This window comes from Spirosoma montaniterrae (genome assembly GCF_001988955.1).
Taxonomy (GTDB): domain Bacteria; phylum Bacteroidota; class Bacteroidia; order Cytophagales; family Spirosomataceae; genus Spirosoma; species Spirosoma montaniterrae.
Map to the genome: position 1 here is coordinate 3,664,043 of NZ_CP014263.1, position 11,671 is coordinate 3,675,713.

Genomic DNA, 11,671 nt, shown 5'->3' on the forward strand with positions numbered 1-11,671 from the left:
TTTACGAGTGATTCATTAACCCGTCTGTTTTCCATGAAAGCTGTTTCTTTATCGATTGCTGCCGGTATGGTACTAACCGGCCTTGCCGTACCCGCACTGGCTCAGGTCGAACCCACTAAGCAAACCCCCCAGTCTACTGAAATCTGGGAACCGGCTGTGCCTGTTGTTACGCCCGGCCTGTATTCGGCCAACACCGCAGGCACCACGCCCCCCTCCGACGCTGTTGTGCTCTTCGACGGTAAAAACGCCGATGCCTGGGTAGCCAACAAAGGCTACAACCCCACCAACAGCACCGAACCGCTGAAATGGCCCGTGCGCGATGGCGTACTGTATTCATCGACCACGTCGTCGGCAAAAACCAAGCAGGAGTTTGGCGATATGCAGTTGCACATTGAGTTTCAGACACCCACAAAAGTAGAAGGCAACGGTCAGGCGCGGGGCAATAGCGGCATCTTTCTGCAGGGCCGCTACGAGTTGCAGGTATTAGACAATTACAACAACCCGACCTACGTAAACGGCATGGTAGGTTCGATTTACAAGCAGGCCATTCCGCTCGTAAACCCCAGCCGCAAACCCGGCGAGTGGCAGAGCTACGACATCATTTACATTGCCCCACGCTTCAACAAGGCCGGGCTGATGCTCGAACCCGCCTACGTAACCGTGCTGCTCAATGGCGTATTAGTGCAGAACCGTGCGGCTATCCGGGGCACAACCGAGTACATCGGCTATCCACGCGTACAGGCCCACGGCAAAGGCCCGCTCATTTTGCAGGATCACGGCAACCCCGTTGGCTTCCGCAACATCTGGGTGCGGGAGTTATAGGCTATACGGGTATTCTTCTAAAACTGAAGAACCCGGTTATTTGCCGGGTTTTCAGTTTTAGAAGAATACGATATTATCACTTGTTGGGTATGGCCGATTGCTGAGCCTCCTGTTCAGCAGCAAAAGCTAACGTTTCTGCCAATGTCATATACGGCCCTTCATGTTCGGCCCAGCGATCTCCTATCGCCCGTTGTTCATGAATAGAGTGGGCATTTTTAATGACTTTGACCGTCTTTTTCGTTTTGCTGCTTGATTTTATTAAGGATGACATGGTATTGTTCTCGCTGTTTGCGTGTGGCTCTTCGACAGGTTATTGGGCGAATTTGGCCATTTCTGATTACATATACAACATGTTTTTCAATACCTTCGTTTCCGATGGCAACTCCACTAAATTGCTGTTCACCGTTATAGCGGTCTACGCGGTCTGGTAATGGTCGGAAATAGGGGTCTTCAAATAAACTCTCAACTTCGGTAATTGTATTATCTCGTTCCGGATGATCGTTGACGATATGGCGTATGTTGCCAGCATCCCATTGAAATAGCATAGTTAGTGTGGTTGGATAGTTTGATTGGCCACAAATCTACACGTTAACTCAGGTATCTCTAAACATCTTCTTCTTTTAGGGAGATATCAACGTACCATCTCTAATCCTTATGCGCCAACTTATCTCACTATGCTTACTGCTCGTTGTGTTTCTCACATCCTGCTCAACCACAACCGTTTACATCGTGCGCCATGCCGAGAAAGTAGACGAAACCGATTCAACTGACCTGAGTGTGGCTGGGCAACAGCGGGCCGTAGCCCTGGCCGATACACTCGCCAGTCGGGGTATTGACTCTATTTTTACAACGCCTTACCGACGCACCCGCCAAACCGCCGAACCGCTGGCCGGGCGGCTGGGACTGCGCATCGCTACCTACCCATCGGCACCAGCCTCGGCGATTATGAACCGGGTTGGGCGTATCCGCAACAAAACCCTGCTGGTGGTGGGACACAGCAACACTATTCTTGACGTTGCTAAAGGGTTGGGCACCCGACCTACGCTGCCCAAAATTGAGTCGGGCGACTTCGACAATTTATTCGTGGTGCGCATCCGGCGTGGGCCGTTCAGTAAAAGCGTTGACCTTTCAGAAAAAACCTACGGCCAACCCACCCGGCCATAGTTGCGCCCAATCTTGCTTCGGCCTACCTTTCGCATCTGAACAGCATAAAACCAACTCATTTCTAACATGGGCATAACAGGCGTAGTGGCTTGATTTGCCGATATTTATCCGCCATTCTATGTATCGGCTCACTGTGCTTTTTTTAGGTTTGTTTTTCTTGTCCGGCGTAGTATCTGGCAGCGCGCAGGGAATTAAAGCTGTTGAAAAAACGCAGGCTACCCCGCCCGTTTCGGCAAGGCCCATACAGGCGCAGAAATCGACAGTGGCAATGCCCAATACCTACAAAAAGCGGCAGGTTATGGTGGGTAATGGCGGGGGCGTTACGGGGGGTTCGGTAACGTACTATCTTTTGGAAGATGGCAGACTGTATGGCAAGCGCAGCCGCGACAAAGGCTACACCTTTATTGGGCAGCAGAAGCCGCTGGCAACAAAACGGGTGTTTGAAACCGTAGAAAGCAAGTGTAGCATCGCTAAAACGAAATTCGACAAACCGGGTAATATGTATCAGTTTGTAGGCTGGCAGAACGATAAAAAACGCTACCAGGTCACCTGGGCCAAAGGCGATTCGACCGTGCCGGCCAATTACCCGAAGTTTCACAAGGCGTTTATGAATATGATTCCGGTGGCATCCCGACTGAAGTGAGTGCCCTGTAAAGACCTCAATTCGTACTTATATGAAACCTTCTCTACTCGCTTTATCGCTGCTTATCACAACGCCGATGCTGGCGCAGCAACCGGTTCCAAAACAGTTTGACCGCAAACTGAAAACCTCGACCCCATCGGCAGGTTTGGCCGAACGGCTGGGTGCCGTTCGCGTACCAGCTCCGGCAAATCAGAAAGGTCGGCAATCGCTGACGGTGGGCGGAGGTACGCACCCAACTACTGAGCCGCTGAAGTTACGCATCGTGCGCGATTCGGCTTCCGGGTTGCCCGTATACATTGAACGAACAGGCAAGCCGCGCCCGGCAGACAACGCACGGGCGCGGGTATCGGCGGCTGCGGCAGCGTCGGCTACGTTTCAGTTTCTGGGGCAGGTGCGGTCGCTGCTGAAACTCGACCGGCCCGAAGATAACTTTACGGTTTCGCGCACCGACGCCGACGAGTTGGGGCAACTGCACGTTCGGCTTATGCAGACGCACCGGGGCTTGCCCGTGCTGGGCCGCGAACTCGTAGCGCACCTGACCAATGGCGACGTTATGCTGCTGAATGGCCGCTACGAACCACTGCCCGAAAACCTGCCCACCACACCCCGGCTGGCACTGGCCGATGCATCGGCGCGGGCGTTGGGCGACGTGCGCCGAACGTCGCGGGTGCGTTCGTTTGGTGATAATCTGCTGGGAATGAAGACATCGGAAGGCGAGTTGTGTGTTTTCCCCGCTCCGACCGGCGCGAAACTGGCGTATCGGCTGACCGTGCGACCTAATATGCTCGAACGCTGGGAGTATGTAATCGATGCGCAAACCGGCGACGTACTCGAAAAACTCGATTACACCTGTTCGCTGGTGCGGAAGAAATTAGCCGACGTTGGCAACACCGACCCGACAACAACGCCCGCTTTGGCTCCGCAGGCTACGGGCCGCGACCTCAACGGCGTATCGCGCACGTTTCAGACGCATCAGCAGACGGGTACGTATTATATGATCGACACGTCGCGGCCCATGTTTAAAGCTAACACGTCGAAAATGCCGAACGAACCGGTTGGCGCAATCTGGACAGTAGACGCCCGCAAAACGTTTGGCGACAACCAGAAAGTGTACCAGATTACCTCGGCTACCAATGCCGACTGGACACCAACGGCAATATCTGCTCATTTCAACGCGGGCGTTGCCTATGAGTATTACCGAACGGTTCATAACCGAAACGCGCTGAACGGCAAGGGTGAAACCATGATTTCTATCATCAACCTCGTCGATGATGATGGCAGCCCGCTCGACAATGCGTACTGGAACGGTAAAACCATGGCCTATGGCAATGGCGACAAGGGATTTAAACCGCTGGCAGGCGCACTCGACGTAACGGGTCACGAAATGACGCACGGCGTTATTCAGAATACCGCCAACCTGCAATACAAAGACCAATCGGGAGCCATCAATGAATCGTTTGCCGACGTATTCGGCGTTCTGATCGACCGCGACGACTGGACGCTGGGCGAAGACATTGTGAAAACGGCGGTGTTTCCGTCGGGAGCAATGCGAAGCATGTCGAACCCGAATCAGGGTGGCCCCACCCGCGACCCAAACGGCTACCAGCCCGCCACGATGAATCAGTATGAAAAAACGACTGAAGACAACGGGGGCGTTCATATCAACAGCGGCATTCCGAACTTCGCATTCTACAAGTTTGCTACGGCTATTGGGAAAGAAAAGGCGGAGAAGGTGTATTACCGTGCGCTGAGCAATTACCTCGTCAGAACCTCACAGTTTCTGGATTTACGGCTGGCGGTAATTAAATCGGCTACTGACCTCTACGGCGGCACTGGTGCCGAGGTGACAGCCGCACGGGCCGCGTTCGACGCCGTGGGCATTACCGAAGGTTCGCCAACAACGCCCGGCAAACAACCCGACGTGCCGGTGGCATCGGGGCAGGATTTGCTGCTGCTGGCCGACGCCGAATCGAAAAAACTCTACTCGACCAACATGGCCGTAACGCCCGCCAAATTCGATCTCAAAAGCACGCTCGGTTTAGTGCAGAAACCAAGCGTGACCGACAACGGCCAAACAGCTTATTACGTTACTACCGACAAACGCATCCGGGCCGTAAATCTGGTTGGAACGCCCAACGAAACCATCGTGTCGAACGAAACAATCTGGGCCAACGTAGCCATATCGAAAGACGGCACCCGGTTAGCAGCCCTGACCGCCGACCGCGATGCCAAGATTTACGTCTACAGTTTTGCCAAACGCAAATGGGCTGAATTTGAGTTGTATAACCCTACTTATACCGAAGGCGTCTCGACCGGCGAAGTGCGGTACGCCGATTCGTTTGAATGGGATTTTACGGGCGAAAACATCGTGTATGACGCTTACAATGAACTCGCCAACGCCAACGGCGACGCCATCGACTACTGGGACGTGGGCTTTATTAACGTCTGGAATAATCAGACCGGCGATTTTGCGAAGGGCGACATTGAAAAGCTGTTCGCGAATCTCGATGAAGGCGAAAGCGTGGGCAACCCAACATTCTCCAAGAACTCGCCCGATATTCTGGCCTTCGATTACGTAAACGATACCGACGGCACGTATTACGTAGTGGCTACCGACCTCAGCAAAGGCACTATTCAGGGTGTATATCGCAACAATACGCTGGGTTTTCCGACCTATTCCCGATTAGACAACAAACTGGTTTTCAGCACCGAATCGTCAAAAACCGAAGACATATCAAGTATCAACTTAGCCGCCGACAAAATCACGCCGTCGGGTACGGCAGCGGTGCTGTATACAGGGGCTAAATGGCCGGTCTGGTACACGCAGGCCACGCGGGTTATTCCGACTCGCACGGCGCAAACCATTACGTTCGACCCGATCACTGACCGCTACAGCAACCAGGGCGATCTAACACTACGGGCTACGGCTTCGTCGGGGCTGACGGTTGCTTTTTCAGTACGCAGCGGCCCGGCCACACTCAATACGGGTAATGTGCTGAAATTCACGGGTGCCGGTGCCGTAACGATACGCGCTTCGCAGGAGGGCAGCAGCCTGTTTTTTGCCGCTACGCCCGTTGACCGCACCTTTCAGGTACTCACCGTAACGGGTCTCGAACCCGCCTGGTCCGACGCGATGGTCGTGTATCCCAACCCCGCCCAAACCAGCCTGACCGTTGAACTGCCCGCTACCGAAACGCTCGAAAACCTGTCACTCCGAACCCTTGGCGGAGCCAGCGTAGCACAACCGGCGTTTCGGCCACGGCAACGCACGGCTACGGTCGAAATCGGCCATCTGCCTAAGGGCATGTATCTGTTGCAGGTACAAACGCCTACAGGCACAGCCCAGCGAAAGGTGGTAAAAGAATGAACCGTTTATTCCTCACCATTAGTCGGTTCGATGCCAATCATCGGCTGCTGGTGGCCTTGTGCGTTGCGACCGTAGCGTTCCTGTGTGTGCCGGTATCATTCAGCACACCCGCCCACCTGACCGTTGTTTGGATTGCCTATGCGCAGGCCGTGTTATTCTTGATGTGGGTTTCGATTATTGTCGCACATCCGCGCGATCTGCCCCGCCTGTCGCGCATTCAGGATTCGAGCCGGATGCTGATTCTGGCCTTTGTGGTAGCTGCGGCTGTAGCGAGTTTATTCGCTGTCATTCTTTTGCTCGACCGCATGACACTGGAACACCGAACCCTTTACATTATGCTGGCGGTGCTGGCCGTAGCGAGCGCGTGGGTACTGGTACATACCGTATTTACGATGCGATACGCACACCTCTACTACGGCAACGATCCAAAGCAGACCAAACGCCCCGGCGGGCTGGATTTTCCGCACGAACCCGAACCCGACTATCTTGATTTCGCCTATTTCTCGTTCGTCATCGGCATGACCAGTCAGGTTTCCGACGTGGCCGTTGGTTCCAAAGCCATGCGTCGAACGGCGTTGGTGCATGGGCTGTTATCGTTTGGCTTCAACGCCATCATTATCGCCCTGACCATCAGCGGTCTTTCTTCGATGCTTTAGCCGGTTGCCGCCGTGCTTTTTCGGCCTGCTCTTTTTCGTAGTCTTCGCGCTGCCGCTTATCGGAGAGAAGGGTGCGGTACAGCCCGTTCAGGACATAAATATCATCGACCTCATCAATGAGCCGATGCAACTGTTCGCGAACCTGGTTAATGTTCATAATCGTATAACAAAATCTGTGTTCATCCGTGCCATCCGTCCAATCCGTGTTCCATCAATCAATGAAAAAAGAAATAACCCAGTGCGATACCGGCCAGCACACCCACGAAATCGGCAAACAGACCATACGGAATGGCATAGCGCGTGTTGCGAATACCCACCGACCCAAAATACAGGGCTACGATGTAGAACGTGGTATCGGCTGACCCCTGAAAAATACACACTAACCGCCCCACAAATGAGTCGGGACCGAACTGCTTCATGGCGTCGATCATCAGGGCGCGGGCACCGGAGCCGCTCAGCGGTTTCATCAGGGCTACGGGCAGGGCGTCGGTAAAGTCAGTGTTCATACCCGTTAGCCCGAAGAGGTATTTCAGCCCACCCACCAGCGCATCCATGGCCCCGGCATTGCGAAAGGCACCAATTGCCACGAGCATGCCCACTAAGTACGGAATGATGCGCACCGACGTGTCGAAACCACCCTTCGCGCCTTCGATGAACGTCTCAAAAATCGGGACTTTTTTGCGGAGTGCGCCCAGCAGAAATGCCACCACGATAATCATCAGAATCAGGTTGCCAACTACCTTCGAGATCATTTCGATTTCTTCTTTCGGTTTGCCCGACAGCCACCATAACGCCAGTACCAGAAAGCCCGTGATGCCACCTAACCAGCCCAACACCGTGGTATTGAGCAGGTTGATGCGTTGTTTCAACCCAACTGCCACCAGCGCGACTACCGTGGTTACGTAAGTGCCGATCACACACGGAATGAATACGTCCGACGGGTTTTGCGCTCCCAGAATGGCCCGTTGCGCCAGAATACTAAGCGGAATGATGGTCAGGCCCGACGTATGCAGCACCAGAAACATGATCTGGGCGTTGGAAGCGGCCTCTTTGCTGGGGTTCAGTTCCTGCAAACTCGCCATCGCTTTCAGGCCAAAGGGCGTAGCGGCATTGTCGAGACCGAGCATGTTGGCCGAAAAATTCATAATCATCTGGCCGTTGGCGGGGTGATCTTTCGGCACTTCGGGAAAGAGTTTATTGAAAAACGGGCCAATGATTCGGGCCAGAAAATTAATGGCTCCGGCTTTCTCCCCCACGTTGAGCAGGCCCAGAAAGAACGTCATCACACCCGCTAATGGCAGGGCAATGTCCATCACAGCCACTTTCGAGGAGTCGAACAGCCCTTCGACTATTATTTTGAAAATCTCGGTGTCGCCAAAGACAATCAGCTTGACCAGCGCGACCACAAAAGCAATCAGAAAAAAAGCAACCCAGATGTAGTTCAGAGCCATGTTACCGGCAGTTTCGTTTTATTTTGCGGCATGAAGATGGTAAAAAAAGTGGTTGTTACACAGAGATACGCGGAGACTACACAGAGATACACGGAGGTTTTCAAGCGTTTCTTCTCTGTGTATCCCTGTGTAATCTCCGTGTATCTCTGTGTAACAAACCTACACGCCCAATCCCTCGAAGCCGCCATGCAAAAGCAGGGATTAGTGGACGTACAAAAAGTTGACGCCACTATTCTGGTTGACCTGAAATATTCGACCACCGATAATTTCGTCGGGAAAGACGTGTACGGCGACCTGACGCGGGCCTATCTGCAACCCGTGGCTACCCAGAAACTGGCCCGTGCCAGCCGTGCGTTGCAGGCGAAATACCCCAATCTGCGGCTGTTGGTCTATGACGCGGCCCGCCCCCGCGCGGCCCAGTGGAATCTCTGGAATGCCCTGCCCAACCTCTCCGAAAGCGAACGCCGGAAATACGTAGCCGACCCACGTCAGGGATCGATTCATAACTACGGTTGCGCCGTTGACCTGACCGTGGCTACCAAAGACGGGAAGCCGTTGGACATGGGTACGAAATACGATTACTTCGGCGAGTTGGCGTACCCGTCGGAAGAAGCCCGTTTATTGAAAGCGGGAAAACTAACGAAGCAGCAAATCGACAATCGGCGCATCCTGCGAACGGCCATGCACGAAGGCGGTTTCAGCCACATCGAATACGAGTGGTGGCATTTCAACGCACTGGCCCGCAGCAAAGCCAAAATGATGTTCAGAATTGTAGACTGATCGCTGGTTGTTTAGAAGTTGTTGACCGTTAAGGGTTAGCTATTGCAACTGAATCGCATATCGTATAAACACTAAACTCTCAACATATACCGTTATACATTATATGATATATGAATAATATGATAAAATATAATATTTATTCCTTATTGATAATCAGCAATTTACATTTTGAATTTATTTGTCAACGAATTAATACATAAATTCTTAATATAGACTATTTGATTAACGGATAAAGTTTTGCTTCAAAGAAAGCAAAACTTTATCCGTTAATTTTTATGAAACACCGCATACCAAGTATCTTACTTGTAGTTCTTGCCGTTCTGCTTGTGCAGTGGTCTTGCCGAAGCGAACGCGACAATCTCGTCCAGCCCGTACCGCCCGACCTCAGCATCGAGGAAGCCAAAAGCTGGTTCACCAACCAGCCTTCTAATGCCCGGCAGGCTGCATCGAAAAGCAACATAATCCGCAACGAGTACTGGAGTGCAGCCCAGAAGCTCAATTTTACCAACGGATGGCCGGTAGTAGTAGTACCGCTAACTTACAACTACGACCACGCTATGGCCTTTCAAAATATCAAGCCTGGCTCGGCAGCCCGGCTTAAAAAGGAAGACTTTGAGGTTCAGAAGAAGTTGCTGGTCTACAAAGACCCCAAAGGCAACATGCTGGCCGATGTCATCGTGATTATCCCTACGGATGATAACCGCCGAAAAAACAAAAAAGTAAAAGGCGACGATTTTGACGGCTACGTGCTGGCCTACGACCGAACCGAGACTAAGTACCTCGGTGGCTGGATTTACCAGAATGGTAAAGCTAAACGCCGGGAAATCCTTAAAGATAACAAAGGCGGTCGATTAGCCGGTACAATGGGCGACTGCGACATTCTGGTTTATAAAAACGCAGGCGGGCAACAGGCCGCTAAAGTAGGCGGTGGCGACACGGGCGGAAGTGGTCCGGTTCAGGGTTTCTACGATGGAGGGGGTACGTACTGGCAGTTAGATCAGGTTATATCAGCGGATTGCGCGGGCGGCAACAATGGCACCGGTAATTTTCCCATGCCCAGCCCCAGTACACCCAGCGCAGGCGACCCAGCCTGGATTTGGAACCTGCCGGTTATAGGCGGTGGCGGTCTGGACGGCGGCAATGGTAACCCGTCTCCTACGCCCATCATGATTGGCGATGATGGGCTTATTGGAGCAAGTTTTGTAGATCGTTTCTTCTATGATATGGAACAAAATCGGGGTATATTCTTTTCAAATGAAGAAAAAAACATCATTCGTGAATCATTTGGTTACGTATGGTCGGACATAGTGGAATATGTTGACGCGACTGGTGATAAACCAATGCTCATTGATGGAGGACCAGGTCCATGGGATAGATTTGTTAACTGGTTATGGGACAGTTTTTTCTTTGATACAGGCGATATTCTCCCCAGTTCGTTTGTGTTTTATGAACATCCTCAAATTAACACACTACAAACCGCTATCACTACCGATGTAATTGTGTCTCTCTTTGATGGGCAAGTTGGGGGCGGGTACAGACAGTTCTCTTTTAATGTAGAAGTACAGCTTCCAAAAGGTCAACTCAGCAATGGCGGGTATATGACAGCGCAAATAGCACAACGTACGGCTGCTGTTTTTCTAAATCTTTCTATTAGAAAAGTTCAATCGTCTAATGCCAAAAGACTTCAACCCTTGGTTGATTTTGATTCACAAATCAAAAAAGGCTTGCTGGCACAGTTTAGGTTGCTTGCAAAAACACGTAGATTATATGGTGAAGCTTTCATTCCGCCGGTAACAAGTGGAATTCCTTCGCACCCTGCTCAATTCAAATAAATAGTAATTGTGTGAACCAATGGTTAACGTTGGTTCACACAATCCATTCAAGATTTATATGGATACTTTAAATGCCATCAGAAGAGACCTTGCTCCGTATTTATTAAAGTGCGGAAAGCATGATTACTTTGAGTTTGATAGAAATGAGTTATTTCAAGAACGCACTAAGCAATTTTTAATAGATAATACTGGCACATGGTCAAAAATTATAAACCAACTTTCGCCTGTACTCGATGAGTCATATGGCCTTTCACAAGGATACTTTAGTGCTGTTAAAGTATTCGGGCAAGAGAATCAAATTAATGTTCGCGCCTTCTTGCGTGTAAACACAATATACAAGAGTTACTGTGTATACTTTGAGGAAGCATTAGAGATAAATGGTTGGTACATCCGGCCCAAAGAATACGTTGCTGATAATTATAAAGATGAATACGAAAAGGCTGTTAGGCAACTTAATGAAAACGGCATGACTGAATATTTACCTGAAAATGAATCAGCTATATTCAGCCCCTACTTACGATTATCCCCGCGCAACAATCAAGAATTATTATTTCAACAGAAGTCAGTTGAAGCAATGAAATTATTTCCTGATTATCCATGTCTGTTAGAGTTAAAACTATTAAATTCTATTTTAAACAATATAATTTCTTACGATGAAAATGGAAATATATATCATCCTACTGTCTTTGAATCCTTATTCAATTTGAATTCAAGGGGTTTACTGGAAAACTGATCAAAGTAGTATTCCGGATGCCGTCTAAGTTAATCGCTTCGGCTTGGCACAACATTCGCCCCAAGCAGAGTGTGCTGTTTTCGGGGGAGGTCAGGCTGCGTTATTTTGTGTACAACGGCTCCATTCCGCGTCAGCAGATGCTGTGCAATCTGAACATCGACATGGTAGGCCCGGCTCAGGGCTTCTACAATGGTGGCGGTACGTACTGGCGTTAGATCAGGTC

The 11,671-nt window shown here is 51.1% G+C and carries 12 protein-coding genes; 9 read left to right on the plus strand and 3 right to left on the minus strand.

Annotation, left to right across the window (positions count from 1 at the left end; genetic code table 11):
- Nucleotides 1–33: 33 nt before the first annotated feature.
- A complete protein-coding gene (locus tag AWR27_RS15825; protein WP_077132067.1) occupies nucleotides 34–822 on the plus strand; it encodes a 3-keto-disaccharide hydrolase in 789 nt (262 codons plus the stop codon).
- Nucleotides 823–1,037: 215 nt separating this feature from the next.
- Here AWR27_RS15825 and AWR27_RS15835 read toward each other — a convergent pair whose 3' ends face one another.
- Nucleotides 1,038–1,367, minus strand: coding sequence for a BrnT family toxin (locus tag AWR27_RS15835; RefSeq protein WP_077132069.1), 330 nt, complete (start codon nucleotides 1,365–1,367; stop codon nucleotides 1,038–1,040).
- Between the two features lie 109 nt (nucleotides 1,368–1,476).
- Between AWR27_RS15835 and AWR27_RS15840 the strand changes: the two genes are divergently transcribed.
- From AWR27_RS15840 to AWR27_RS15855, 4 genes are all read left to right on the plus strand, one after another.
- A complete protein-coding gene (locus tag AWR27_RS15840) occupies nucleotides 1,477–1,986 on the plus strand; it encodes a SixA phosphatase family protein (protein WP_077132070.1) in 510 nt (169 codons plus the stop codon).
- Between the two features lie 118 nt (nucleotides 1,987–2,104).
- Nucleotides 2,105–2,629: an FAD-binding oxidoreductase gene (locus AWR27_RS15845; RefSeq protein WP_157579240.1), complete on the plus strand. Its 525-nt coding sequence runs from the start codon at nucleotides 2,105–2,107 to the stop codon at nucleotides 2,627–2,629.
- A 31-nt stretch (nucleotides 2,630–2,660) separates the two neighbouring features.
- On the plus strand, nucleotides 2,661–5,996 hold the full coding sequence (locus AWR27_RS15850) for a M4 family metallopeptidase (RefSeq protein ID WP_077132071.1): 3,336 nt from the start codon (nucleotides 2,661–2,663) through the stop codon (nucleotides 5,994–5,996).
- Nucleotides 5,993–6,652, plus strand: coding sequence for a DUF1345 domain-containing protein (locus AWR27_RS15855; protein ID WP_077132072.1), 660 nt, complete (start codon nucleotides 5,993–5,995; stop codon nucleotides 6,650–6,652). The genes AWR27_RS15850 and AWR27_RS15855 overlap by 4 nt, the downstream gene beginning before the upstream one ends.
- Here AWR27_RS15855 and AWR27_RS15860 read toward each other — a convergent pair.
- Nucleotides 6,627–6,809, minus strand: a complete 183-nt coding sequence (locus tag AWR27_RS15860; protein ID WP_077132073.1) for a hypothetical protein — start codon at nucleotides 6,807–6,809, stop codon at nucleotides 6,627–6,629. The two genes, AWR27_RS15855 and AWR27_RS15860, sit on opposite strands and share 26 nt — an antisense overlap.
- 58 nt (nucleotides 6,810–6,867) lie before the next feature.
- Nucleotides 6,868–8,103, minus strand: a complete 1,236-nt coding sequence (locus AWR27_RS15865) for a nucleoside recognition domain-containing protein (RefSeq protein WP_077132074.1) — start codon at nucleotides 8,101–8,103, stop codon at nucleotides 6,868–6,870.
- Between the two features lie 186 nt (nucleotides 8,104–8,289).
- Between AWR27_RS15865 and AWR27_RS15870 the strand changes: the two genes are divergently transcribed.
- The 4 genes from AWR27_RS15870 (at nucleotide 8,290) to AWR27_RS15885 (ending at nucleotide 11,663) form a co-directional block, all read left to right on the plus strand.
- Nucleotides 8,290–8,883: a M15 family metallopeptidase gene (locus tag AWR27_RS15870; RefSeq protein ID WP_083732873.1), complete on the plus strand. Its 594-nt coding sequence runs from the start codon at nucleotides 8,290–8,292 to the stop codon at nucleotides 8,881–8,883.
- A 275-nt stretch (nucleotides 8,884–9,158) separates the two neighbouring features.
- Nucleotides 9,159–10,715, plus strand: a complete 1,557-nt coding sequence (locus AWR27_RS15875) for a hypothetical protein (protein WP_077132075.1) — start codon at nucleotides 9,159–9,161, stop codon at nucleotides 10,713–10,715.
- A gap of 58 nt (nucleotides 10,716–10,773) precedes the next feature.
- Nucleotides 10,774–11,448 (plus strand): hypothetical protein, encoded by a 675-nt coding sequence (locus AWR27_RS15880; RefSeq protein WP_157579241.1) that lies wholly within the window; start codon nucleotides 10,774–10,776, stop codon nucleotides 11,446–11,448.
- Between the two features lie 17 nt (nucleotides 11,449–11,465).
- Nucleotides 11,466–11,663, plus strand: coding sequence for a hypothetical protein (locus AWR27_RS15885; RefSeq protein ID WP_077132077.1), 198 nt, complete (start codon nucleotides 11,466–11,468; stop codon nucleotides 11,661–11,663).
- Nucleotides 11,664–11,671 lie beyond the last annotated feature (8 nt).

Bases quoted from the DNA above. Each gene is read 5' to 3' on its own strand.
- AWR27_RS15825 (WP_077132067.1), top strand. From the start codon at position 34: ATGAAAGCTGTTTCTTTATCGATTGCTGCCGGTATGGTACTAACCGGC.
- AWR27_RS15835 (WP_077132069.1), bottom strand. From the start codon at position 1,367: ATGCTATTTCAATGGGATGCTGGCAACATACGCCATATCGTCAACGAT.
- AWR27_RS15840 (WP_077132070.1), top strand. From the start codon at position 1,477: ATGCGCCAACTTATCTCACTATGCTTACTGCTCGTTGTGTTTCTCACA.
- AWR27_RS15845 (WP_157579240.1), top strand. From the start codon at position 2,105: ATGTATCGGCTCACTGTGCTTTTTTTAGGTTTGTTTTTCTTGTCCGGC.
- AWR27_RS15850 (WP_077132071.1), top strand. From the start codon at position 2,661: ATGAAACCTTCTCTACTCGCTTTATCGCTGCTTATCACAACGCCGATG.
- AWR27_RS15855 (WP_077132072.1), top strand. From the start codon at position 5,993: ATGAACCGTTTATTCCTCACCATTAGTCGGTTCGATGCCAATCATCGG.
- AWR27_RS15860 (WP_077132073.1), bottom strand. From the start codon at position 6,809: ATGAACATTAACCAGGTTCGCGAACAGTTGCATCGGCTCATTGATGAG.
- AWR27_RS15865 (WP_077132074.1), bottom strand. From the start codon at position 8,103: ATGGCTCTGAACTACATCTGGGTTGCTTTTTTTCTGATTGCTTTTGTG.
- AWR27_RS15870 (WP_083732873.1), top strand. From the start codon at position 8,290: ATGCAAAAGCAGGGATTAGTGGACGTACAAAAAGTTGACGCCACTATT.
- AWR27_RS15875 (WP_077132075.1), top strand. From the start codon at position 9,159: ATGAAACACCGCATACCAAGTATCTTACTTGTAGTTCTTGCCGTTCTG.
- AWR27_RS15880 (WP_157579241.1), top strand. From the start codon at position 10,774: ATGGATACTTTAAATGCCATCAGAAGAGACCTTGCTCCGTATTTATTA.
- AWR27_RS15885 (WP_077132077.1), top strand. From the start codon at position 11,466: ATGCCGTCTAAGTTAATCGCTTCGGCTTGGCACAACATTCGCCCCAAG.